Annotated in this window: 17 protein-coding genes; 5 read left to right on the forward strand and 12 right to left on the reverse strand. The window is 71.9% G+C overall.

The annotated features are described in order from the left end of the window. Nucleotides 1-30 precede the first annotated feature (30 nt). From ACW69E_RS24120 to ACW69E_RS24135, 4 genes are all read right to left on the reverse strand, one after another. Nucleotides 31-4,071: a HAMP domain-containing protein gene (locus tag ACW69E_RS24120; RefSeq protein WP_457500385.1), complete on the reverse strand. Its 4,041-nt coding sequence runs from the start codon at nt 4,069-4,071 to the stop codon at nt 31-33. 305 nt (nt 4,072-4,376) lie between these two features. Further along, entirely contained in the window at nt 4,377-4,508 is a 132-nt protein-coding gene (locus ACW69E_RS24125) for a putative transporter small subunit (protein ID WP_457500386.1), read from the reverse strand. A gap of 33 nt (nt 4,509-4,541) precedes the next feature. After that, nucleotides 4,542-6,278 carry a sodium:solute symporter family protein gene (locus ACW69E_RS24130; protein WP_457500387.1) on the reverse strand — a complete coding sequence of 579 codons (1,737 nt, stop codon included), beginning with the start codon at nt 6,276-6,278 and terminating at the stop codon, nt 4,542-4,544. A gap of 469 nt (nt 6,279-6,747) precedes the next feature. Further along, nucleotides 6,748-7,368 carry a dihydrofolate reductase family protein gene (locus ACW69E_RS24135; RefSeq protein ID WP_457500388.1) on the reverse strand — a complete coding sequence of 207 codons (621 nt, stop codon included), beginning with the start codon at nt 7,366-7,368 and terminating at the stop codon, nt 6,748-6,750. A 131-nt stretch (nt 7,369-7,499) separates the two neighbouring features. Here ACW69E_RS24135 and ACW69E_RS24140 point away from each other — a divergent pair, with 131 nt between their 5' ends. Then, on the forward strand, nt 7,500-9,035 hold the full coding sequence (locus tag ACW69E_RS24140) for an ATP-dependent DNA ligase (protein WP_457500389.1): 1,536 nt from the start codon (nt 7,500-7,502) through the stop codon (nt 9,033-9,035). A 114-nt stretch (nt 9,036-9,149) separates the two neighbouring features. Then, a complete protein-coding gene (locus ACW69E_RS24145; protein ID WP_457500390.1) occupies nt 9,150-9,608 on the forward strand; it encodes a DnaJ family domain-containing protein in 459 nt (152 codons plus the stop codon). Between the two features lie 92 nt (nt 9,609-9,700). Here the strand turns inward: ACW69E_RS24145 and ACW69E_RS24150 are convergent, their stop codons facing one another. From ACW69E_RS24150 to ACW69E_RS24165, 4 genes are all read right to left on the reverse strand, one after another. After that, entirely contained in the window at nt 9,701-11,161 is a 1,461-nt protein-coding gene (locus ACW69E_RS24150) for a GH1 family beta-glucosidase (RefSeq protein WP_457500391.1), read from the reverse strand. A gap of 101 nt (nt 11,162-11,262) precedes the next feature. After that, a complete protein-coding gene (locus ACW69E_RS24155) occupies nt 11,263-12,189 on the reverse strand; it encodes a carbohydrate ABC transporter permease (RefSeq protein WP_457500392.1) in 927 nt (308 codons plus the stop codon). A gap of 18 nt (nt 12,190-12,207) precedes the next feature. Continuing rightward, complete coding sequence (locus ACW69E_RS24160; protein WP_457500393.1) at nt 12,208-13,224, reverse strand: carbohydrate ABC transporter permease; 1,017 nt, start codon at nt 13,222-13,224, stop codon at nt 12,208-12,210. A gap of 116 nt (nt 13,225-13,340) precedes the next feature. Next, nucleotides 13,341-14,639, reverse strand: a complete 1,299-nt coding sequence (locus ACW69E_RS24165) for an ABC transporter substrate-binding protein (RefSeq protein WP_457500394.1) — start codon at nt 14,637-14,639, stop codon at nt 13,341-13,343. A 286-nt stretch (nt 14,640-14,925) separates the two neighbouring features. Here ACW69E_RS24165 and ACW69E_RS24170 point away from each other — a divergent pair, with 286 nt between their 5' ends. Then, nucleotides 14,926-15,942: a LacI family DNA-binding transcriptional regulator gene (locus ACW69E_RS24170; RefSeq protein ID WP_457500395.1), complete on the forward strand. Its 1,017-nt coding sequence runs from the start codon at nt 14,926-14,928 to the stop codon at nt 15,940-15,942. Between the two features lie 226 nt (nt 15,943-16,168). Further along, nucleotides 16,169-16,984 (forward strand): SAM-dependent methyltransferase, encoded by an 816-nt coding sequence (locus ACW69E_RS24175; protein WP_457500396.1) that lies wholly within the window; start codon nt 16,169-16,171, stop codon nt 16,982-16,984. A gap of 87 nt (nt 16,985-17,071) precedes the next feature. Here ACW69E_RS24175 and ACW69E_RS24180 read toward each other — a convergent pair whose 3' ends face one another. From ACW69E_RS24180 to ACW69E_RS24190, 3 genes are all read right to left on the reverse strand, one after another. Further along, nucleotides 17,072-17,986 carry a helix-turn-helix domain-containing protein gene (locus tag ACW69E_RS24180; protein WP_457500397.1) on the reverse strand — a complete coding sequence of 305 codons (915 nt, stop codon included), beginning with the start codon at nt 17,984-17,986 and terminating at the stop codon, nt 17,072-17,074. Between the two features lie 135 nt (nt 17,987-18,121). Continuing rightward, nucleotides 18,122-18,334 carry a DUF397 domain-containing protein gene (locus ACW69E_RS24185; protein WP_394631247.1) on the reverse strand — a complete coding sequence of 71 codons (213 nt, stop codon included), beginning with the start codon at nt 18,332-18,334 and terminating at the stop codon, nt 18,122-18,124. Nucleotides 18,335-18,634: 300 nt separating this feature from the next. Next, nucleotides 18,635-19,717 carry a GDSL-type esterase/lipase family protein gene (locus tag ACW69E_RS24190; RefSeq protein ID WP_457500398.1) on the reverse strand — a complete coding sequence of 361 codons (1,083 nt, stop codon included), beginning with the start codon at nt 19,715-19,717 and terminating at the stop codon, nt 18,635-18,637. A 454-nt stretch (nt 19,718-20,171) separates the two neighbouring features. Here ACW69E_RS24190 and ACW69E_RS24195 point away from each other — a divergent pair, with 454 nt between their 5' ends. Then, nucleotides 20,172-21,875, forward strand: a complete 1,704-nt coding sequence (locus tag ACW69E_RS24195) for an ATP-binding SpoIIE family protein phosphatase (RefSeq protein ID WP_457500399.1) — start codon at nt 20,172-20,174, stop codon at nt 21,873-21,875. A 178-nt stretch (nt 21,876-22,053) separates the two neighbouring features. Here the strand turns inward: ACW69E_RS24195 and ACW69E_RS24200 are convergent, their stop codons facing one another. Continuing rightward, nucleotides 22,054-23,154 (reverse strand): polysaccharide deacetylase family protein, encoded by a 1,101-nt coding sequence (locus ACW69E_RS24200; protein WP_457500400.1) that lies wholly within the window; start codon nt 23,152-23,154, stop codon nt 22,054-22,056. Between the last annotated feature and the right edge of the window lie 346 nt (nt 23,155-23,500).

Below are 23,500 nucleotides of genomic sequence, written 5' to 3' on the forward strand. Positions count from 1 at the left end.
AGGTGGTCGGCTGGCGGGCGGGGCTTGTGACTACACGTCCAGGCAGCGGCGGATGCACGCGACGAGGTCGCGGGCGTCCAGCGGTTTGGTCACGTAGTCGGTCGCTCCGGCGGCGATGCTCTTCTCCCGGTCCCCGGGCATCGCCTTGGCCGTCACCGCGATGACGGGCAGACCGGCGTACTCGGGCATGGCCCGGATCGCCGCCGTCGCGGCGTAGCCGTCCATCTCCGGCATCATCACGTCCATCAGCACCACGTCGACGCCGAGGTGGGCGGTGAGGGTCTCGATGCCCCTGCGTCCGTTGTCGGCGTGCAGGACGTGCATTCCGTGGAGTTCCAGGATGCCGGTGAGGGCGTAGACGTTGCGCGCGTCGTCGTCGACGACCAGCACCGTGCGGCCCGCCAGGGAGCCGTCCGCCTCCTCGGGCAGAGCCGCCGGCTCGGCGCTCTCCTCCGTGCGCACCAGCGGGAGCACGTCGCCCGGCTCCTCGGCGGTCAGGTGCAGCGCGATGCGCTCGCGCAGCTCGTCCAGGCTGGAGAGCAGCTCCATCGGCCGGCTTCCGGTGCGGGAGCGCAGGGCGTGTTCGCGCTCCGGGTCCAGGCGCCGGTTGTTGTGCGCGAGGACCGGGACCCGGCGCAGGGCCGCGTCGCCGTCCATGGCCTCCAGGAAGCCCATGGCCGCCCCGTCGGGCATGTCGAGCTGGAGCACCACGCAGTGGCAGGCCTCCGCGGCGAGCGCGGCGGCGGCCTCCTGCGCCCCGACCGCGGTGACGACCTCCACGGGGCCGCGCGGGTCGCCCATGTCCCCGGCGCCCTCGGCCAGGTCCGCCACGGCGTTCTCCGCCACCAGGGAGAGCAGGCCGCGGGGGCGGTCCTCGATCACCAGCAGCCGTCGCTTCCGCGGCCGCTGCGGCTCGGCGGGCGGCTCCTGGACGGTGGCGGGCCCGGCTTCCTCTCCCCGGGCCCCGGCCTGGTGGGAGGCGTCCTGCGCGGCGGTGAAGTCGGGCCGTGCCACGGGCAGGTAGAGGGTGAAGGTGCTGCCCTGTCCGGGGGCGCTCTCGGCGGTGATGGCGCCGCCCAGCAGGTAGGCGATCTCGCGGCTGATGGACAGGCCCAGTCCGGTGCCGCCGTACTTGCGGCTGGTGGTCCCGTCGGCCTGCTGGAAGGCTCCGAAGATGGTCTCCAGCTGCTGTTCGGGGATGCCGATGCCGGTGTCCTCCACCCGGAAGGCGACGGCCGAGCCGTGCAGCCGGACGGTGGGGGGCAGCTCGTCCGGGGCGACCGGCTCGATCCTCAGGGCCACGCCGCCGGACTCGGTGAACTTCACCGCGTTGGACAGCAGGTTGCGCAGCACCTGCCGCAGCCGGGAGTCGTCGGTGAACAGGTCGACGGGGACGCCGGGCGCCGTGGTGATCGTGAAGCCGAGGCTCTTCTGGGTGGTGAGCGGCCGGAAGGTGGCCTCGACGTAGTCCAGCAGGCCGCGCAGGGGTACGCGCTCGGGGTTGATGTCCATCTTGCCGGCCTCGACCTTGGACAGGTCCAGGATGTCGTTGATCAGCTGGAGCAGGTCGGATCCGGCGGAGTGGATGATGCCCGCGTACTCGACCTGCTTGGGGGTGAGGTTGCGGGTCGGGTTCTGTGCCAGGAGCTGGGCGAGGATCAGCAGGCTGTTGAGCGGGGTGCGCAGCTCGTGGCTCATGTTGGCCAGGAACTCCGACTTGTACTTCGAGGCCAGTGCCAGCTGCTGGGCGCGGTCCTCCAGCTCCTGCCGCGCCTGCTCGATCTCCAGGTTCTTGGTCTCGATGTCGCGGTTCTGGGAGGCCAGGAGGGCGGCCTTCTCCTCCAGTTCGGCGTTGGAGCGCTGGAGCTCGTCCTGCTGGACCTGGAGTTCCTCGGAGCGCTCCTGGAGTTCGGCGGCCAGGCGCTGGGACTCGGCCAGCAGCTCGTCGGTGCGGGCGTTGGCGACGATGGTGTTGACGTTGACGCCGACGGTCTCCATGAGCCGGCCCAGGAAGTCCTGGTGGAGCGCGGTGAAGGGGGTGACCGAGGCCAGCTCGATGACGCCGAGCACCTGGTCCTCGGCCGTGATCGGCAGGACGATCAGACTGGTGGGCTCGGTGGCGCCCAGGCCGGAGGAGACGGTGACGTAACCGGCGGGCAGGTCGTCGACGGTGACGGTGCGGCGGCTGCGGGCGGCCTGGCCGACCAGGGACTGGCCGAGCCTGAAGCGCGGCGGCTCGGCGCCGCCGGCCGCCGCGGGGTGGCCGTAGGAGCCGACCAGGCGCAGCTCGGTGCCCTCGTCGTCGTCCTCGGCGAGGTAGAAGGCGCCGTACTGGGCGCCGACGAGCGGGGTGAGCTCGTCCATGATCAGCTCGGCGACCACGGCGAGGTCGCGGTGGCCCTGCATCAGGCCCGAGATGCGGGCGAGGTTGGTCTTGAGCCAGTCCTGCTCCTGGTTGGCCCGGGTGGTCTCGCGCAGGGACTGCACCATGAAGTTGACGTTGTCCTTGAGGTCGGCGACCTCTCCGGAGGCGTCCACGGTGATCGAGCGGGTCAGGTCGCCCTCGGCGACGGCGCCGGTGACCTCGGCGATGGCGCGGACCTGGCGGGTGAGGTTCCCGGCCAGCTCGTTGACGTTCTCCGTCAGGCGCTTCCAGGTGCCGGAGACGCCCTCGACCTCGGCCTGGCCGCCCAGGCGTCCCTCGCTGCCGACCTCGCGGGCCACCCTGGTGACCTCCGCGGCGAAGGCGGAGAGCTGGTCGACCATCGTGTTGATGGTGGTCTTCAGCTCCAGGATCTCCCCGCGCGCGTCGACGTCGATCTTGCGGGTGAGGTCGCCCTGGGCGACGGCGGTGGTGACCTGGGCGATGTTGCGGACCTGCCCGGTCAGGTTGTTCGCCATCGAGTTGACGTTGTCGGTCAGGTCCTTCCAGGTGCCCGCCACGCCCGGCACCCGGGCCTGGCCGCCGAGGATTCCCTCGGTGCCCACCTCGCGGGCCACCCGCGTGACCTCGTCGGCGAAGGCGGAGAGCGTGTCGACCATCGTGTTGATGACGTCGGCGAGGGCGGCGACCTCGCCCTTGGCCTCGACGGTGATCTTCTGCGACAGGTCGCCGCGCGCGACGGCCGTGGCGACCTGGGCGATGGAGCGCACCTGACCGGTCAGGTTGGAGGCCATCACGTTGACGGAGTCGGTCAGGTCCTTCCAGGTGCCGGAGGCTCCGCGCACCGCGGCCTGGCCGCCGAGCTTGCCCTCGGTGCCCACCTCACGGGCCACCCGCGTGACCTCGTCGGCGAAGGCGGAGAGCTGGTCGACCATCGTGTTGATGGTCTCCTTCAGCTCCAGGATCTCCCCACGCGCGTCCACCCGGATCTTCTGCGACAGATCGCCCTCGGCGACCGCGGTGGCGACCTGGGCGATGGAGCGCACCTGGCCGGTGAGGTTGCCGGCCATGAAGTTGACCGAGTCGGTCAGGTCCCGCCAGGTGCCGGAGACGCCCTTGACGTCCGCCTGGCCGCCGAGCTTGCCCTCGGTGCCCACCTCACGGGCCACCCGCGTGACCTCGTCGGCGAAGGCGGAGAGCTGGTCGACCATCGTGTTGATGGTCTCCTTCAGCTCCAGGATCTCCCCACGCGCGTCCACCCGGATCTTCTGCGACAGATCGCCCTTGGCGACCGCGGTGGTCACCTGGGCGATGGAGCGGACCTGGGTGGTGAGGTTGCCGGCCATGAAGTTGACCGAGTCGGTCAGGTCCCGCCAGGCGCCGCCGGCGCCCGGCACCTGGGCCTGGCCGCCCAGGCGTCCCTCGCTGCCGACCTCACGGGAGACGCGGGTCACCTCGGAGGTGAACAGCGACAGCTGGTCCACCATGCCGTTGAAGACCGTCGCGATCTCGCCGAGGACTCCGTCGGCGCCGTCCGGCAGCCGGGTGCCGAAGTCGCCGTCCCGGACCGCCGTCAGGCCGGCCAGGAGCTGCCTCAGCTCCCGCTCCCCCGCCTTGCCGGCGCTCCGGCCGCGGGTGGTCCTGCCGCGCTCCGCCGGGCGCGGCTCGCCAACCGTGGTGTCAGCCATGTCCGCCATCGCTCCGCTCGTCCGCCACCGGGTTCGTCACGTGCCGTGCTCCTCCGGTCGCACCCGGACGGGCAGGCGGTGTGTTCACACCACGTTCACAGGCTGTCACGCTTGTCATCCGACAAACGTGCAGACACGGTGAGATTACCCCACCACGGGACGGTCACCGAACCTCCGCCTTTGCGAACACCGGCGGACATCTCAGAGGTTGAGCGTTCAGGCGGTACGGCGGCCTCCGCCGGACGCGCGGGCGGCCGGAAGAGCGCGGTGCGGGCCGGCTCTGCCGCCGGCCCGCACCGCACGGCTCAGATCAGGCGCCGCCCGCTGCGGCGGGCCTCGGCCCACTCGCGGTAGAACGCCCGGCTGATCACGAACAGGACGACGGCCACGATGACGGGCCACATCAGGATGTACGTACTCAGGGCGATGGTGCTCACCGCGCCTCCTTCTCGCTCACTCGCTCACTCGCCTCACTTGGTGCTTCCGGCGGGTTCGGGCTCGCCCTCGCCCTCGCCCGCCCGCCGCGGGACGGCGGCGGCCGCACCGCCGGCGTTCCCCGCACCGCCGGCGTCACCGTCGTCGAAGTCGCCGGTGCGCCGGGCGATGAGGGCGAAGTCGAACCTCTCACCGCTGCCCGCCGACATCGCCCAGCAGATGACGGTGCTCACGGAGTAGGCGACGAGGGAGCCGGACAGCGTCGCGTACTCGTGCAGGGACCCGATGGCGAACGGGGCGGCGGCGGCCGCCGACAGCACACCGGTGACCTTCGCTGCGCGGAGGCCGAGGAAGCCGAACACCATCAGGCCGAGGACCACGCCGATCCCGATGACGGAGAGCACGTCCACGGCGATGCCGGTGACGCCGTCCATGGGGATCCAGCCGAAGCGGACCGGCAGGAACACCGCGAGCGCCGCGATGACCGAGGTGGTGAACGCCTTGTTGGTGACCTTGTCCCAGTAGAAGCTGGCCAGCACCGGGAAGACCAGGGCCCCCCACAGCGCGCCGACGAAGACCAGCAGGTCGAGGATGTTCAGCTGAAGGCCGGCGAAGGCCACGGCCGCCGCGGTGGCCACCACCATCGTGATGCGGCCGACCAGCAGCATCGTCCTCGGGTTCACCTTCTCCTTGCCCGCCACGTTCTGGCCGTAGACGTCGGCCATCATGATCGAGGACAGGGCCGACAGGTCGGAGTCGGCGGTGGAGGAGAGCGCGCCGACGATCATGAGGAAGAACACCGCCAGCAGCACCGGCGGCAGGTAGTCGGCGGCCATCTCGGGGATGAGGTTGTTCGCGTCGCCCCCAGTCGGCTCGAAGCCCAGGTAGAGGGCGAGCACACCGAGCATGCCGACACCGATCACCATGGCGCCGTACCCGATGGTCGCGGTGACGAAGGTCGGCCTGATCAGGTCCTGGCGTACGGCGAAGAGGCGCTGCGCGATGGTCTGGTTGCCGATGGCGTAGGCCAGCACCGCGGCGATGTAGGGGGCGCCCTGGTTCATGAAGGCGTCGCTGGAGAAGAAGTCGCTCTGCTGGGCGGTCAGGTTCGCCGCCCCGGTCTCGAACGCCGCCGGGAAGCCGGCCGCGAAGAAGATCACCGGGACGAGCACGGCCACCGCCCCGAGCATCGCGACGACCTGCACGAAGTCGGTCAGCACGGAGGCGCGGAAGCCGGACCACAGGGTGTAGAGCAGCACGCCCGCGGCCACCGCGAAGACGCCCTGGATGAAGTTGAGCGGCGACAGCATGGAGATCAGCACGCCGCCGGCGATGAAGTTCGACATCAGGCTGATGAGACTGCCGACGAGGTTGGACCCGGCGAGCATCAGCTGGCTGGAGCGGCCGTGCCGCGCGTACATGACCTCGGCCAGTGTGTGCGCCTTGGGGGCGACGGCCCGGATGCGCTTGCCGAAGGGGTAGATGAACAGGATCATCAGGGCGCCCCAGAGCCCGTAGTGGATGGGGCCCGATATGCCGTAGGTGTAGCCCGACGTCGCCGAGGCGTACATCGAGGACGCCCAGATCCACGTCGCCGTCATGCTGGCGGCGGAGATCCCGAAGCCGATGTTGTGGCCGGCCGTCATGTATCCGTCGGCGTTCTCCTTCCTCTTCCCGATACGGGTCGAGATCAGGAAGGTCCCTCCGTAGAAGAGGACCAGCAGACCGAGTACCACCACGGCGCCGAACTGGGCTGCCTCCACCCCGTCCACGCGCGCCACCTCCTTACGGGTCGTGGAGCCCGGCAGCGGCCGCGGCCCAGTGGCGGGCGGGCCGGGGGCCGCGGGCACGTTCCGCGCACCGCGGGCGGCGGAAGGGCTCCGGCCCCGGGGCCGGCGGTGGCGCCGCCGGCCCCGGGGGACGTTCACACAAAATCGGACTCTTCCAGTCCGCAAACTTGCCGGAGGTTAACAGCTTCTTCACGCCACCACGACCCACGATCCCCCTGGAGACAGGATGGAATGGGTTATCCATTTTTCAGAAGACTCATCACGAGATAGTCGAACATTGAACAAGCTTTTTGCCCTGTTTGCCGTGTCCGTACTGCCCGTTTGCATCCACTTCTTTACAAGTCGCAAATGCGACGTCAAGCTCTACGGCACGTAGCGGAGATCACCAACGGCGGCCCGTTCGATGCCGCTTCTTGACCATCGGGCCCACGGCCGCCGCCCCCGGCCCGCCTCACTCCTCCAGGTCGAACGAGCCGTGCCGGGGGTTCCCCGTCGCCCGGTAGATGCTGATCACCACCCCGGTGGAGGTCGTCCCGCCTCCCGTCCGCTCCAGCGCGGTCGGCACGGCACCGCCGTCGAACAGGCGCTTGCCACCGCCCAGGATCACGGGGTAGGTCAGCAGGCGGTACTCGTCGATCAGGCCGTGCGCCATCAGACTCCGCGCCAGATTCCCGCTGCCGTGGATCTGCACCTCGCCCTCCAGCCGCTCCCTGAGGGCCGCGACCTCCCGCACCGCGTCGTCCCCCAGCAGCGTGGAGTTGTGCCACTCGACACCGTCCAGCGTCCGGGAGGCGACGTACTTGGGCAGGGCGTTGAGCCTGCTCGCGACCGGGTTCTCCGGATCGGTGACCCGCGGCCAGTAGGCGGCGAAGATCTCGTACGTCCGGCGGCCCAGCAGGAAGGCCTCCGCGGACCGGAAGCCCTCCGCGACGAACCGCCCCATGTCCTCGTCCGCGTACGGGACCAGCCAGCCGCCGTGCTCGAACCCGCCGTCACGGTCCTCGTCCGGAGCTCCGGGCGCCTGCACGACCCCGTCCAGGGTCAGGAACTGCGTCAGTGTCACCTTCGCCATCGCCGTCTTCCTCTCCGCTCGGTCTCACGGGTGCGGACCCGCCGGTGCGCCGGAAGTCATCGGTCCCGGCACATCTGTTCTTCCGCGCGCCGTCCGACGCCGGTGACAACCGTCCGGGTGAGGATGGGGACATGCTGCTGGCCGAAGTCGCCCAGGTCTCCCACCGCGTCGCGCGGACCCCGTCGCGTACCGGGAAGGTCGCCCTGCTCGCCGCGCTGTTCCGCGAGGCCGGGCCCGAGGACGCCCCGGTCGTCATCACCTACCTGGCGGGCAGACTCCCCCAGCGCAGGACGGGGATCGGCTGGAAGACGCTGAGCCGGACCGTCCCCCCGGCGGACGCGCCGTCGCTGTCGGTGGCCGACGTGCACCGCGCCCTGGACGCGATCGCCGCGGTCTCGGGCCGGGGCGCCCAGGCCGAACGCGGACGCCTGCTGCGGGAGCTGCTGTCCGCCGCCACCGGCGAGGAGCAGCGCTTCCTCGTCCGGCTGATCGGCGGCGAGCTGCGGCAGGGCGCCCTGGACGCCTTCGCCGTCGAGGGCCTGGCGGCGGCGGTGGGCGCGGAGCCGGCCGGGGTGCGGCGGGCGGTGATGGTCGGCGGGTCGCTGGGGCGGGTGGCGCGGGCCCTGCTCGCCCGCGGCCCCGGCGCGCTGGCCGATTTCCGCCTCGACGTGGGGCGGCCGGTGCTGCCGATGCTCGCGCAGACCGCCGCAAGCGTGGACGAGGCCCTGGACCGGCTCGGGCCGTGCGTGGTGGAGGAGAAGCTCGACGGCATCCGCGTCCAGGTGCACCGCGACGGCGCCGAGGTGCGGGTCTTCACCCGCACCCTGGAGGAGATCACCGGCCGACTCCCGGAGGTGGTGGCCGCCGCCCGGGGGCTGCGGGCCGGGCGGGCGGTCCTCGACGGGGAGGTCATCGCCCTGGGCGAGGACGGCCGGCCCCGGCCCTTCCAGGAGGTCGCCGGCCGGGTCGGGTCGCGGCTGGACGTGGAGCGGGCACGGGCGTCGCTGCCGCTGTCGCCCGTCTTCTTCGACCTGCTCTCCGTCGACGGCCGCGATCTGCTGGACCTTCCGGTCGCCGACCGGTACGCGGAACTGGCCCGGGTGGTGCCCGAACCGATGCGGGTGCTGCGCACGGTCGTCGAGGACCCGCGGGAGGAGCGGACCCGGGCCGCGGCGCGGGAGTTCGCCGACGAGGTGCTGGTGCGCGGCCACGAGGGCGTGATGCTCAAGGCGCTGGACTCCGCGTACGGCGCGGGGCGGCGCGGCGCGTCCTGGCTGAAGGTGAAGCCGGTGCACACCCTCGATCTGGTGGTACTGGCCGCCGAGTGGGGGCACGGGCGGCGCGCGGGGAAGCTGTCCAACCTCCATCTGGGCGCGCGCCGCCCGGACGGCTCCTTCGCGATGCTCGGCAAGACCTTCAAGGGACTGACCGACGCCCTGCTGGTCTGGCAGACCGCGCGGCTGCGCGAACTGGCCGTGGAGGACGACGGATTCACGGTGACGGTGCGGCCGGAGCTGGTGGTGGAGATCGCCTTCGACGGGGTGCAGCGCTCCCCCCGCTACCCGGAGGGCGTAACGCTGCGGTTCGCCCGGGTGCTGCGCTACCGGGAGGACAAGACCGCGGCGCAGGCGGACACCGTGGAGGCCGTGCTCGCCCTGGCCGGGTGAGCCCGGCCGGGTGAGCGCTCCCGTCCCGCGGGGCCGGCTCCCGCGTAACCTGGACCGTACGAGCACCCTCCGCGAAAGCCCGTCACCGCCGCCGCGCCCGGGGAGGACCGCACCATGACCGAACGCAAACCGCCCGGGACCGACTTCGAGACGTGGGCCGACCGGCAGATCCGCGAGGCGGCCGAGCGTGGCGAGTTCGACGCACTGCCGGGCATGGGCAGGCCGCTGCCCGACCTGGACCGTCCCTATGACGACCTGTGGTGGGTCAGGAAGAAGATGAGCCGCGAGGGGCTGTCCTTCCTGCCGCCCGCGCTCGCCCTGCGCAAGGAGGCGGAGGACGCCCTGGCCGCCGCCCGCCGGGCCCGCTCGGAGCCGGAGGTACGGCGGATCGTGGCGGGGATCAACGAGAGGATCCGCGCGGCGCTGCGGATGCCGCCGCCCGGCCCCCCGCTGGGCCTGGAGCCCTTCGACGCCGACGAGGTCGTACGGCAGTGGCGCGAGGGACGCGGGGAGCGCGAGGGGCGGGGGAAGCCGGACGGGCCCGGGGACGGCGCGGGGCGGCGCCCCGCCTGACCCCCGGACACGGCCGGCCGCGGGCCCGGCCGACGGATCGGAAGCCGGACCCGCGGCCGGGGCCCTGGGGCCTTGGGCGCGGTCCGGTGCGGTCAGGCGCCCGCGCCGGGCTCCGGCGGCAGGGCGCCGTCGCGGACCACCTCCGCGTACCAGCGGGCGCTGGACTTGGGGATGCGCGTACCGGTCGCGTAGTCCACGTACACCGCGCCGAAGCGCTTGCTGTAGCCGTATCCCCACTCGAAGTTGTCCAGCAGGGACCACAGGAAGTAGCCGCGCACGTCCGCCCCCGCCTCGATGGCCCGGTGCACCGCCGCCAGATGGCCGTGGAGGTAGGAGATCCGCTGCGGGTCCAGCACGCGGCCCTCGGGGTCGACGTAGTCGTCGAAGGCCGCGCCGTTCTCGGTGATGATCACCGGCATGCCGGGGAAGTCGTCCCTGACCCGCAGCAGCAGGTCGTACATGCCGGTCGGGTCGATCGTCCAGCCCATGGCGGTGGTCTCGCCGGGCGTGCGGTGGAAGGCGACGTCACCGCCGCCCGGCCAGGGGCTGTGCTCGCTCGCTCCGTGCCCGTCGGCGTTGTGGGAGCCGGGGCCGGAGGCGGCGGAGACGAGGGTGGGGCTGTAGTAGTTGACGCCCAGGAAGTCGATCGGCTGGTGGATCGCCGCGGTGTCGCCGTCCCGCACGAACGACCAGTCCGTCAGGTGCGCGGTGTCCCGCAGGACGTCCTCGGGGTACTCGCCGCGCAGCATGGGGCCGGTGAAGACCCGGTTGGCGACGCCGTCGATGCGGCGTGCGGCGTCGGTGTCGGCGGGGTCGCCGGTCAGGGAGCGCACATGGTGGAGGTTGAGCGTGACGGAGGTCTGCGCTTCGGCCGGGAGTGCGGCGCGCAGGGCCTGGGTGCCCAGCCCGTGGGCGAGGTTGAGGTGGTGGGCGGCGCGCAGGGCGTCCGCCTGGTCGGTGCGGCCGGGGGCGTGGACGCCCGAGCCGTAGCCGAGGAAGGCCGAGCACCAGGGCTCGTTGAGGGTGGTCCAGGTGCCCACCCGGTCGCCGAGCGCGCCGGCGACCAGGGAGGCGTACTCGGCGAACCGCTCGGCGGTGGCGCGCTCCGGCCAGCCGCCCGCGTCCTCCAGCTCCTGCGGCAGGTCCCAGTGGTAGAGGGTGACGACGGGCTGGATGCCCTTGTCCAGCAGCCCGTCCACCAGGCGGCTGTAGAAGTCCAGTCCCTCACGGGAGGCGGGGCCGCTGCCGCCGGGCTGGACGCGCGGCCAGGAGACGGAGAACCGGTAGGCGCCCACGCCGAGGCCGGCCATGATCTCCAGGTCCTCGCGCCAGCGGTGGTAGTGGTCGCAGGCTGTGTCGCCGGTGTCTCCGTTGCGCGTCCTGCCGGGGGTGCGGGAGAAGGTGTCCCAGATGGAGGGGGTGCGGCCGCCCTCGGAGGCGGCTCCCTCGATCTGGTAGGCGGCGGTCGCGGTGCCCCACAGGAAGCCGGGCGGGAACACCCGGGCGCTCCGGGTCGCCGGGGCGGGTTCGGCTGTACGGGATGCGGTGGCCACGAAGGTCCTTCCGGATCGATGGTGTCGAGGGGGGTGGGGGTCGGCTCGGGGTGCGGCAGGGGCCCGGGACCGCAAAGTCGTCCGGGCCTCCCGGGCGGGCCTCAGCCCTTGACCGCGCCCTGCATGATGCCGCCGACGATCTGCTTGCCGAAGACGACGAACATCGCCAGCAGCGGCAGGGTGCCCAGCAGCGCGCCGGCCATGATGAGCGACTGGTCGCGCACGTATCCCGCGCTGAGCTGGGTCAGGGCGACGGGGATCGTGGGGTTGGTCATGTCGAGCACGATGAACGGCCAGAAGAAGTCGTTCCAGGCGTGCACGAAGGTGATCATGAAGACCACCGCCATCGCCGGGCGGGCGACCGGCAGGACGACGCTCCAGAAGATCCGCAGGCTGTGCGCGCCGTCCACGCGGCCGGCCTCGATGAGCTCGTCGGGCAGCGCCTCCAGCAGGTACTGCCGCATGAAGAACACGCCGACGGCGCTGACCAGGGTGGGGAAGATGACGGCGGGCAGCTTCTGTCCCCAGCCCAGCTCGGTCATCATCATGAACAGCGGCACCACGCTCAGTTGCGGCGGCACCATCATCGTGCCGATGACCAGCATCAGCAGGATGTTGCGGCCGCGGAAGCGCAGTTTGGCGAAGGCGAAGCCGGCCAGGGTGGCGAAGAGGACTGTGGACAGGGCGATCGTCATGGCGACGATGAAGCTGTTGACCAGCGCCGTGCCCATCGCCGCGTCCTCCCAGGCCGCCGAGAGGTTCTTCAGCAGGTTGGGACCGGGGAGGAACGGCGGCGGGGTCTGGGAGACCCGGGTGTTGTCGGTGGAGGCCGCCACCATCGTCCAGTACAGCGGGAACAGGGAGAGCAGCGCGGCCAGGGCGAGCAGCGCGTAGGCGACGGGCCCGGCCTTCCGCTGCTGTCCGGCCTTCGGGCGCAGGGACAGACGGGGCCGGCGGCTCGTGGGCGCGAGGGTGTCCGCGAGCGGCTCGGGTACGTCCGCCCGGGGGCGGGCGGTGTCGGTGGTCATCGGATTACCGCTCCCTGGTCAGGACGTGCGGGACTTGACGCGCTTGACGACGCGCTGCAGGACGAAGGCGAGGATGAGCAGGAGGAACATCGCCCAGGCGACCGTGGCGGCCCGCCCCATCTCGTAGTTCTTCCAGCCCTCCTCGTACAGCAGCAGGCCGAGCGTCTGGTACTGGTTGTCCGCTCCGCCGCTGACGCCGTTCGGCCCCTGGCCGAAGATCAGCGGCTCACCGAAGAGCTGGGTGGCTCCGATGGTGGACAGCACGATGGTGAAGACGATCGTGGAGCGGATGCCGGGGACGGTGACCTTGGTGAACTGCTGCCAGCGCGAGGCGCCGTCGATGGCCGCCGCCTCGTACCGCTCCTGCGGGATGGCCTGCATCGCGGCCAGGTACAGCAGGGCGTTGTAGCCGGTCCAGCGCCAGATGACGATGGAGGAGATCGCGAACTGGGCGGGCCACTTGCTGTTCTCCCAGTCGACGTTGTCGACCCCGAACAGACTCAGGAACCAGTTGATCATTCCGAAGTCGCGCTCGAAGAGCATGGTGAACACCAGCGCGGCGGCGCCGATCGAGGTCGCGTAGGGCGTCAGGGCGGCGACCCGGAAGAACGCCGAGCCCTTCAGCTTGTAGTTGAGCAGGTGTGCCAGGCCGAGGGCCATCAGCAGCTGCGGGACGGTGGAGATCACGCCGATGGTGAAGGTGTTCGCCAGCGCGTTCCAGAAGCGGTCGTCCTGCCAGAGCTGCGAGTAGTTCCCGAAGCCCTCCCACTCCATGATGTCCATGGTCGCCAGCTCCACGTCGTGGAGGGAGATCCAGGCCGTGTAGAGCAGCGGGTAGAGGCTGAAGGCGCCGAAGACGACGAAGAACGGGGCGACGAACGCGTAGGGGGCCGCCTTGATGTCGAAGCGGTGCAGGAGGGTGCTCCACGGCCGCCGGGAACTCGTGCCCTTGCGGTCGTCGGGGCTCTCCTTGGTAGGGCCGGCCGGTCCGCTCTGCGGCCCGCCGAGGCCGGATGCCGGGGTGGAGGTGGCCACGGAGGGCTTCCTTCCTGGGAGTGCTTGGTGGGAGGCGGTGGGGACGGAGCCCCCGGCAGCCGCGCGGGGAGGCGGTGGCCGCCGGGGACTTCGGGAGCCCCGGGGAGAGGTCCGGGTCAGTCGACGGCCTTCCTGATGCGCTCGTCGGTGGTCTCCCACGCCTCGGCCGGGCTCTTGCCCTGCTCGACGAGCTGGAGGCCCTGGGAGAAGGTGTCCTTGATGGTGCCGTCCTTGGGGCCGAGCACCTGCTCGTCGGGGATGTCCTGGGCGGCCGCGCCGAAGACCTCACCGATCGGGGCGTTGTTGAAGTACTCGGACTTCGCCCCGGTCACCGCCGGGGACTCCAGGGCCTTCGCGGAGGAGGGGAAGTTGCCGATCTCCTTGAAGATGTGCTCCTGCTGCTCCGGCGCGGTCAGCCAGGCCACCAGCTTCTCGGCCTCCTCCTTCACCGGGCTGTCCTCCATGACCCCGAGGAAGGAGCCGCCCCAGTTGGCGCCCTTGGGGGCCTTGGCGACGTCCCACTTGCCCTTGTTGGCCTCGCCGGCCTTCTCGCTGATGTGGGCGAGCATCCACGCCGGGCAGACGGTGGTGGCGAAGCTGCTGTTGGCCAGGCCCGGATCCCAGCCGGGCTGGAACTGGCGGAGTTTGGCGGTCAGTCCGTCCCGGGCCGCTCCGGTGGACAGTTCCCAGGCGTCCTTGATGACCGGGTTGTCCTGGTAGATCAGTTCGCCGTCCTTGTTGTAGAACTGCTCGGAGCTGCCGTAGATCATGGCGTTGAACAGGCCGCTGGAGCTGTCCAGGAAGGCGGCGTCGCCCTTGTGGTTCTTCTTGAAGTCCTTGCCGACCTCGACGTACTTCGCCCAGTCGCCGTCCCAGAGCTTGGCGACCTCCTCGCGGTCGCTGGGCAGGCCGGCCTCCTCGAACATGTCCTTGCGGTAGCAGACCGCCATCGGGCCGATGTCCGTGCCCAGGCCGATCACCCTGCCGTCGCCGGTGGTGACCTGGCTCTGCTTCCAGGGCAGGAAGTGGTCGGTGCCCGAGAGGCCGGAGAGGTCGGCGAACTTGTCGGCCCGGGTGTCGGCGAGTTCCTTGGCCCGGCCGACCTCTATGCCCTGGATGTCCTTCAGGCCGCTGCCGGCGGCCAGCCGGGTCTGCAGCGCCGTGTAGTAGGTCTGCTCGTCGCCGGCGATCTCCTCCTTGATGACGATGTCCGGGTTCTCCTCCATGTACTTCTCCAGGAGGCCGGTCTCCTTGATGCCCATGACGCCGAACAGCCCCATGGTGATGACGGTCTTGCCGTCCTCGGTCTTGCCGTCCTCACCGCCTCCGCCCGAGCAGCCCGCCACGAGCGTGAGGGCTGCGACCGACGCGGCGGCCACGACTCTTGTACCGAACAGCTTGCGGGCCCTGCCCATGGCGTCCTCCTTGCGGGCGGCGACGGAAATCACCGCGGTGCGGCCCCGGCGGGCCGCACGGGCCCGACGGGTGGAATCGTTCCCACTCAGAGGTGGGAGCGTTCCCATCAGGTTGTGGAAGACTGTCCGCAGGAACAGCCGCTGTCAAGGGACGGGGACCGGATCCGTTGCCCGCCGAGGCTCCCGCGAGCACCGGCACCACACCGGTCGCCACACGGCCGTCTGACACAATGCGCTGGTGAGCGCCGTGCGCGGCGCGACGGAAGCAGAAGGAGGCGGGTACGCCATGGGGGCCACTCGGCGGCCGACCATCAAGACCGTGGCCGCCCGGGCCGGGGTTGGGCGCACCACCGTCTCCCGGGTCCTCAACGGCTCCACCCTGGTCAGCGACGCGGCCCGGCAGGCGGTCCAGACGGCGATCGCCGAACTGGGCTATGTGCCCAACTCCGTGGCACGGTCGCTGGTGACCAGCAGGACCGACTCCATCGCCCTGGTGATACCCGAGTCGGAGAGCCGGCTGGGTTCGGAGCCCTACTTCTCCGCCGTGATCCGCGGGGTGAGCAACGGCCTGGCCGGCACCCAGATCCAGCTGCTGCTCACCCTGGTGCGCGACCAGCGGGAGATGGACCAGCTCACCCGCTTCCTCACCGCGCGCCGGGTGGACGGCGTACTGCTGGTCTCGGTGCACCGCGACGATCCGCTGCCCGGCCTGCTGGAGGAGCTCGGTCTGCCGACCGTCCTGGCCGGGCGCCGCTCCCCGGCCGAGCCGCTGCACCATGTGCACTCGGACAACATCGGAGGGGCGCGCGACGCGGTGCGCCACCTGATCGAGCGCGGGCGGCGCGAGATCGCGACCATCACCGGCCCTCCGGACATGGATGTGGCCGACAGCCGTCTGCAGGGCTGGCGGGAGGCGCTGGAGGAGGCCGGGAGGGAGGCTGGCGGGGAACTCGTCGCCCCCGCCGACTTCACCGAGGAGGGCGGACGCTCCGCCATGCGCGAGCTGCTGGAGCGCCGCCCCCGGCTGGACGCGGTCTTCGCCGCCTCCGATGTGATGGCGGCGGGCGCCCTGGCCGAACTGCGCCGCCGGGGGCTGCGGGTGCCGGACGACGTGGCGGTGGTGGGTTTCGACGACTCGATCGTCGCCCGGCACACCGACCCTCCGCTGACCACCGTCCGGCAGCCGGTCGAGGAGATCGGACGGACGATCACCGAGCTGCTGCTGCGGGAGATCGGCGAACCCGGCGGCGCGCGGCGGCACATGCTGCTCCCCACCTCCCTCGTCGTCCGCGACTCCGCCTGACGCCGTCCGCCCGCGCCCTGACGGCGTTCCGTGATTCCGCTCAACCGGCTTCGGGGTCAAGGGAGTTGCTCTCGGCCGGGCCACCGGGGCGTGCCGCGGAAAGCCATCAGTTGAGTGTTCGTCTTTCCGCAGCGGGGAGGGGCCGCGCCTGGCAGCATGGGCCCCACTCGGCGGGTGCCGCCCCAGTCTCGACACATCTCCCAGGCGGAAGGTTGTGAAGGCCCGGATGAACCAGTCCAGGGAACCCCTCACCAGCAGGATCGACGTCACCGTCCCCACGGCCGCGCGTATGTACGACTACTATCTGGGCGGCAAGAACAACTACGCCGTCGACCGGGAGGCGGCCGAGAAGCTGCTGGAGGTCGTCCCCAGCACCCAGGCGCTGGCGCTCAACAACCGCCGTTTCCTGCAGCGCGTGGTGCGCGTCCTGGCCCGGGACCACGGGATCCGGCAGTTCATAGACCACGGCTCCGGCCTGCCCACCCAGGACAACGTCCACCAGATCGCGCAGCGGGTGGACCCCGACGCGCGCGTGGTCTACGTGGACAACGACCCGATCGTGCTGGCCCACGGCCGCGCGCTGCTGGCGGAGAACGAGAACACCACCGTCATCCAGGCGGACATGTGTGACACCGACGGCATCCTCGACCACCCGGACACCGCCCGGCTGATCGACTTCGACCGTCCCGTCGCCGCCCTGTTCAACTCCGTCTTCCACTGCGTTCCCGACTCCGCGGACCCGGCCGGCGTGGTCAAGCGAGTGGCCGACCGGCTGGCGCCGGGGAGCTTCTTCGTGATCTGCCAGCTGGTCAGCGAGGACGCCGAGACGCGCAGGTCCGTGACCGAGTTCATGGACAGGAGCACCGGGGGCAACTGGGGCAGGGTCAGGGAGCCGCACGAGGTCGAGCGGTTCTTCGAGGGGCTGGAGATCCTCGAGCCCGGCCTGGTGGAGGTCTCCACCTGGCGTCCGGACTCCGACGTGGGGCCCAGGCAGCGCACCTGGGAGTGGCAGGAGTTCGGGGGCGTCGCCCGCATGCCCTGAGGCCCGCCGCCGGGCCGTGTGTGGGGCCGTCCTCTCCGAGGGGAGGACGGCCCCACACCGATGAACGGGGCGCTCCCGCCCCCGTGTTCAGCCGAGCCCGTCCAGCCTGTCCAGAAGCCCTTCCAGGAAGCCCACGCTGTCGACGGGGGTCTGGGCGACCGCGCACAGCCGGTCCATGATGGACAGGTAGTGGTCGACGTCCTCCTCCTTGTCCAGGTAGAGGGCGCTGGTCAGCTGCTCCAGGTAGACGACGTCGGGCAGATCCGGCTCGGGGAAGCGCAGTATCGTCACCGGTCCGCCCACCGCGGCCAGGCCGCCGGTCTCGAACGGCGCGACCTGGAGCGTGACGTTCGGCCGCCGCGCCGCCTCGATCAGGTGGCGGAGCTGACCGCGCATCACCTCGGTGTCGCCGAGCGGGCGGCGCAGGGCGGCCTCGTCCAGGACCGCCCACAGCCGCGGGGCGTCCGGCCGGGTGAGCAGCGCCTGCCGCTCCATGCGCAGCCGGACCCGCCGGTCGTTCTCCTGGGCGGAGGCGTGGGGGTGGCACAGGCTGGTCACCGCGTGGGCGTACTCCTGCGTCTGCAGCAGGCCGGGGATGAACTGCACCTCGTAGGTGCGGATGACCGAGGCGGCCTCCTCCAGGCCGAGGTGCCGCTCGAACCACTCGGGGAGGACGTCGCTGTACCGGTGCCACCAGCCGCGGGTGTTCGTCTGGCGGGTCAGGGCGAGGAAGTCCGCCCGCTCGTCCTCGTCCAGCACCCCGTAGAGCGTGAGCAGGTCCGCGATGTCGCGTTCCTTGCACGCGCCCTGGCCCCGCTCCAGGCGGCTGACCTTGGCGGTGGAGCCTCGGATCGCCTTGGCCGCCTCCTCCAGGTCGATGCCGCACTCCTTGCGCAGCCGCCGGAGCTGGGAGCCGACCACCAGGCGCAGCACCGTCGGACTGCCCTTGGGGTGCTCGATATAGCGCTTTATCGACAAGGAGTGGCTCGATCCGGCGGCCATGAGTGCTCTCCTGGGTGAAGGGACAGGCACTCAGTGTGCCACCGCCGCCACCGCGCCGTACAGCGGTCTCCCCGAGTGTCCGCGGGCCCGGCCGGCCCCGCGGAAGCCCGTCTTCCGCCTCCGCCCGGCAGCGGCTCAGCCGACCATGTCGTCGAACTCGCCGTCCTTGGCGCCCTGCAGGAAGGCCGTCATCTCCTCACGGGTGTAGACGAGGGCGGGGCCGTCGGGGTGGCGGGAGTTGCGCACGGCCACCGCGCCGTCCGGCAGCGGGGCGAGCTCGACGCAGTTGCCCATGCTGCTGCGGCGGCTCTTGCGCCACACCGCGCCCTCGATCTCCGCTGCCGGCATGCCGTTGACGGTCTGCTGCACTGTCGCCCCTCACCGGCCGCGGCCGTCCCCTCGGACCGGGCCGCGGCCATGACGTTCCGTTGCTCCGCGTATCGGCGCCGACGGCACTGCAATTACATCTGCGCTTGCAGATGTAATTGCAGTGCCATTCGACAGTCGAGGATGGTAGTACCTGCGGACCGGTTTCCGCGCCGGGTTCCGCAACGGACCCCGAAAGGCTCGGGCGGGCGGCGGCCCGCCGGCCCACCGGGTTCGTACGGCCGGGCGGTCCGTACGAACCCGGTCGAGGCCGGGCTGCGGTCAGGCCGCGGTCGCGGCGCAGGTCACGATCGCCGAGACGGAGTCCGCCGACGCCACGAAGCCGAAGGAGGCGCTGCCCCCGGCGGGGACCGTCCCGTTCCAGGCGGCGTTGCGCACGGTGGCGGCGCCGTCGGCCCCGGCTTCGAGGGTCCCGTTCCAGGCCTGGGTGATCCGGCCGTCTCCCTCCGGTGCGATCCGGACCGTCCAGCCCGAGATCGGCCCGGTCCCGGTGTTGCTCACCGTCACCTCGCCCTGGTAGCCGCCCTGCCAGCTCGACGCCACGCGGAGCGAGGCGGTGCAGACGGCCTCGTCCCGGCCGGGGTCGTCCGGGTCACCCGGGTCGCCGGAGCCGTCCCCCGCCAGCAGGCCGGCCAGGGCCGGGAACCAGCGGGCAGCGATCTTCTCGTCCCCGGAGGCGTTGGGGTGCACACCGTCGTAGGTGTCGCTCCCGGTACTGAAGCCCGTCCACTGGTCGACCGCGATCACCGGCGAGCCGGGGGTGCTCTCGGAGCGGGCCCAGTCCGGGATCCGCTCGTTGAGCGCCACGACGCGCCGGGCGCACTCGCCGCAGGTGGCGGGGTTCATCGGGATGATCTGCGCGACGAGGACCTTCATGCCCGGATTGCTCGCCCGCATCTGCTCCACCAGGGTGCTGTAGGCGGCGAGGATGGCCTCGGGCGAGCGGTTGCTCCAGACGTCGTTGGTCCCGAAGTGCATGACAACGATGTCCGGCCGAGTGGCGGCCAGTCGGCCCGGAAGCAGGTTCCGGCTCGCCACATCGGTCACCAGCTCGCCGCCGTGCCCTTCGTTGTCACCGTCGTGGGGCTGCCCGCACCCCTGGGGGCCGAGCGTTCCGACGAAGTCGACGTTCGTGTGGCCCGCCTCCTGGAGGCGGTTCCACAGCAGCGAGCGCCAGCATCCCGGCGAGCCGGTGATGGAGTCGCCCAGCGGCATGATCCGCACCGGCTCCGCGGCGGCGGCCGCCGGCCCGGCGGCCGCGGTGCCCGTTCCCGGCGGGCCGAGGAACCCGAGCAGTACGATCAGGGCGGCCGAAGCCGCCCGTAAGAGGTGTCTGCTGCGCACAGTCGTCCCTTCGATCGAATGGGAGCGCTCCCAACAAGGACATCAAGCCACCGGCCCGGCAGCGCGTCAAGAACCGGGCCCCGCGAACCGCCCCTCCCCCGCGCCCCGGGGGCGCTCCGGGGGCGGCTGCCCTACCCTCGAAAGGCAGGGCGGCGATCCTCGTCACGGAAGGGCCCGGAACTTCGGGAACTCCGGGAAAGCGGTCCGCGGCCGACGGCCGTGTGCGATGATCGGCACCCGTCAACGGTCGCTGAGCCTCGGGGCGGGCCGACGGGAGCGGAACAGACGCCTCCGTTCGGCTCAACGCCCCTCTTCCCGACAAGCCGCCGCCCACGGCCTGGAAGACCCTTGAGGCACCAGTGGCGGGGTGCGAGTGGGGAGAGTCGTGACAGCGAACGGCAGCGGTGGCCACCGGCGGCATCGGCCCGTACGGAGCGGCCGGACGCCCGTGCGCATGCGCCGCGCGACCACCGCGCTGGCCCGCCCCCGCGCCTCCCGCAGCCGCCTGGCGTGGCTCAACCAGGCGAGCACCATGATCGGCACGACGCTCGACCTGGAGCGGACCGCGCAGGAACTGGCCGACTTCGCCGTCCCCCGGCTGGCCGACGGTGCGGCCGTCGATCTGCTGGAGTCGGTGCTGCGCGGCGGGGGCGGCGAGCGGTGGACGGGGCCGGAGCCCCCGGTCACCCGGGCCGTCGCGGTCTCCTCGGTCGTCGAGATGGAGGATCTGGAGCCGGACGAGCCCGGCGAGCTCTCCGTCCACCCCCAGACGCTGCTCTCGGTCCACTGCCTGCGGGCCCAGGAGCCGGTCCTGCTGGGCCGGATGAGGCGCGACGACTACGTGCGGGTGGCCCCGACCCCCAGCGCGGCGCTCAAACTGCGCCAGGCCGGAGTGCACAGCTACATGGCCGTACCGCTGACCGCCCGCGGTGTGCTGCTCGGGGTCGCCGACTTCATCCGCGGCCCCGGCAGCCCCCCGTTCACCCGCGCCGACGTCGAACTGGCGACGGAGCTGGCCTCCAAGGCGGCGGTCTTCATCGACAACGCCCGCCTCTACGGGCGCGAGCGCGAGCACGTCCTCTCCCTGCAGCGCAGTCTGCTGCCCCGCGCCACGCCGAACACACCGGGTCTGGAGGTCCTCACCCACTACACGCCGAGCCTCGACCCCAGCGGAGTCGGCGGCGACTGGTTCGACGTGGTCGCCCTGCCCGGTGGCCGGACGGCCCTGGTGGTGGGGGACGTCATGGGCCACGGAGTGCCCGCGGCGGCCACGATGGGGCGGCTGCGCACGGTCGGCCGTACGCTGCTGGCCCTGGACACCGCCCCCGACCGCGTACTGGCCCGGCTGGACCTGGCCGCCCGCGACCTGGAGGACGACCCGGTCGCCACCTGCCTGTGCGCCGTCTACGACCCCGCCACCGCGAGCTGCACCATCGCCGGCGCGGGACACATGCCGCCGCTGCTGGTGGACGCCGACGGCACCGTCTCGCGGGTCGAGGTGCCCGCCGGGGCTCCGCTGGGCGCCGGGGTGATCCCCTACGACGCGGCCACCGTGCGGGTGCCGGCCGGGAGCCGGCTGGTGCTGTACACCGACGGTCTGGTCAAGACGCGCCGGGGGGACATCGACGTACAGCTGCGGCAGCTGGCGAGGACCGCTCCGGAGCTGGTGGACCGGCTGCTGGAGCACCGGGACCCGGACGGGATCGCACCGGGGAGCGGGGAGCGCCTGGACGAGTCCGTCCTGCTGGTGGCCGCCGGCGGGAAGCTGCCGCCGGGCACCGACCTGTGCGTGTGGCCGCTGCCGCCGGACGGCACCGCCGCGTCCGTGGCCCGCTCCCTGGTCACCGAGCGGCTCGCCCTGTGGGGTCTGGAGGAGCTCTCCGACATCGCCGAGCTGGTCGTCAGCGAGCTGGTGGGCAACGCCCTGCGGTACGGCGGCGGGCCCGGGCAGCTGCGTGTGATGCGGCACGAGAGACTGACGCTGGAGGTCTCCGACACCGGCCCCGACCTGCCCCAGATCCAGCACGCGGAGCTCAGCGACGAGGGCGGGCGCGGCCTGCAGCTGGTCAACATGCTCAGCCGCAACTGGGGTTCGTGCCGCACACCCGGTGGGAAGGTCGTCTGGGCGGAGCAGGACATCCCCCGCACCGTCTCCTGAGACGCCCCGGGGCGCGGGCGGAACCGGAGAAGGGCGGAAGCCGGCGTGGAGCGGGCGCGGTATGTGCGTTTCCAGGGTGCGGACCGGGGTGGACGGGACATCCACCCCGGTCTCTTCGCACCGGTCGAAGATCCGGCCCGGGCGGGCCGGCCGGCCGCCGGTACGGCGGGGTGGCGTGTCAGTACGGCCGGGCGGCCTCCTGGTGGTCGAAGGAGAGCCGGTGCGCCATCTCCCGGGGGAAGCTGACCGTCTCCGGGTCGCCGTCGGAGGTGTAGCGCTCGACCGTGCCGTCGGCCAGCTTGCCCAGCCAGGCCGAGGAGCTGTACGCGCCCTCGGCGGTGTCGGTCTCCTGGGAGCGGATGCGCGGGATGGCTCCGGGGTCGAGGTCTGAGGAGTAGGGCGAGGGCGCGGGGTGGCCGCCGGCGAGGTAGACGCCCTGATGGCGGTAGCGCACACCGCCGTACTCGCCGGTGAGGGCGAGTTGCCGGTTGCGGGGCATCGAACCGTAGGGAAGCGCCATCGACACCACCGGCGAGTCGGGCAGCGCCTTGTCGATCAGCCACTGGTTGGAGGCGATGTCCCACTGGACCGTCGCGTCGTCGGCGTCCCCCAGGACACTGTGCTTCAGAGTGTGGTTGCCGACCTCGAACCCGTGGTCGTCCAGCCACTTCAGCGTCTTGCGGCCACCGGGTTCGCCGAACGGGTCGGCGTTGACGAAGAAGGTCGCCACGGGACGGAAGCCCGGGTGGCTGCCGGCCACGTCCAGGAGGATGTCCACCGCGGTGCCCGGGGCGGGCCGGCCGTCCCCGCCGAGCCGGAACTGACTGGGGGTGGAGTCGTCGAAGGTGAGCACCACCGGATGCTTTCCGGCGGGTATGTCCATGTCTCCGCCCGTGAACTCCCGCGCGGTGACCGGCACGTAGCCCTCCCGTGCCAGCCGCTCCAGCTCGGCGCGGAACTCCTGGGGGGTGCGGTCGTCGATGCTCTTGGGTTCGTCGGTGATCTGGTGGTACATGAGCACCGGTACGGCGCCCAGTTCATTGGCCCGCACAGCCGCCGGGTCGCTCTCCCCGGGCCCGCCCCCGGCATCGCCCCGTGCGCTGTCGGGTCTGTCCCGCTGCGGGTTCTGGTGGGAGTCCTCCTGTGCGTTACCCGGCGCTTTCGGCGCCCGGTCGTCGGGTGTCGAGGAGTTCTGGGAGCCGGCCGTCGCGGAACAGCCGGCGAGGACTATGGCGATCGCGGCCAGCGCCGCGCGGTCACCTCGGATGATGTGGCGCATGGTGCCCTCCGGGTGTCGGCAGGGGTGACGCCCGGCCGGTCGCCGGGCCGTCTCCCCTCAGGCTCCGGCAGCTCGGCGTTTCTCTCCTGTCACGCTCGGCCGATCGGCGGAGGGTGGGCCGTTCGGCCGTAACCCGCGCGGGGTCCGCCGGTGCTGCGGGGCCCCGCCCGGATCACGGTCCGGCTCGGGCGGGTTCGGGCCGGGCTCGCGCGGTTCACTCCCTGGGCGGGACCGGTGGCACGGGCAGGACCAGGGCCGCGTGGGCGTGCGCGGGGACGGCGGGGCTGCGGGGCGCGACCGGCCTCACGCGTACGTAGTCGGCGCCCTGCTCGGGGCGGGGGTCGGC

The organism is Streptomyces sp. SS8 (genome assembly GCF_054072955.1).

Coding starts and splice junctions, on each gene's coding strand:
- ACW69E_RS24200 (WP_457500400.1), bottom strand. CDS start 23,154: ATGCGCCACATCATCCGAGGTGACCGCGCGGCGCTGGCCGCGATCGCC.
- ACW69E_RS24155 (WP_457500392.1), bottom strand. CDS start 12,189: ATGACCACCGACACCGCCCGCCCCCGGGCGGACGTACCCGAGCCGCTC.
- ACW69E_RS24165 (WP_457500394.1), bottom strand. CDS start 14,639: ATGGGCAGGGCCCGCAAGCTGTTCGGTACAAGAGTCGTGGCCGCCGCG.
- ACW69E_RS24175 (WP_457500396.1), top strand. CDS start 16,169: ATGAACCAGTCCAGGGAACCCCTCACCAGCAGGATCGACGTCACCGTC.
- ACW69E_RS24180 (WP_457500397.1), bottom strand. CDS start 17,986: ATGGCCGCCGGATCGAGCCACTCCTTGTCGATAAAGCGCTATATCGAG.
- ACW69E_RS24145 (WP_457500390.1), top strand. CDS start 9,150: ATGACCGAACGCAAACCGCCCGGGACCGACTTCGAGACGTGGGCCGAC.
- ACW69E_RS24120 (WP_457500385.1), bottom strand. CDS start 4,071: ATGGCTGACACCACGGTTGGCGAGCCGCGCCCGGCGGAGCGCGGCAGG.
- ACW69E_RS24140 (WP_457500389.1), top strand. CDS start 7,500: ATGCTGCTGGCCGAAGTCGCCCAGGTCTCCCACCGCGTCGCGCGGACC.
- ACW69E_RS24135 (WP_457500388.1), bottom strand. CDS start 7,368: ATGGCGAAGGTGACACTGACGCAGTTCCTGACCCTGGACGGGGTCGTG.
- ACW69E_RS24195 (WP_457500399.1), top strand. CDS start 20,172: ATGCGCCGCGCGACCACCGCGCTGGCCCGCCCCCGCGCCTCCCGCAGC.
- ACW69E_RS24185 (WP_394631247.1), bottom strand. CDS start 18,334: ATGCCGGCAGCGGAGATCGAGGGCGCGGTGTGGCGCAAGAGCCGCCGC.
- ACW69E_RS24170 (WP_457500395.1), top strand. CDS start 14,926: ATGGGGGCCACTCGGCGGCCGACCATCAAGACCGTGGCCGCCCGGGCC.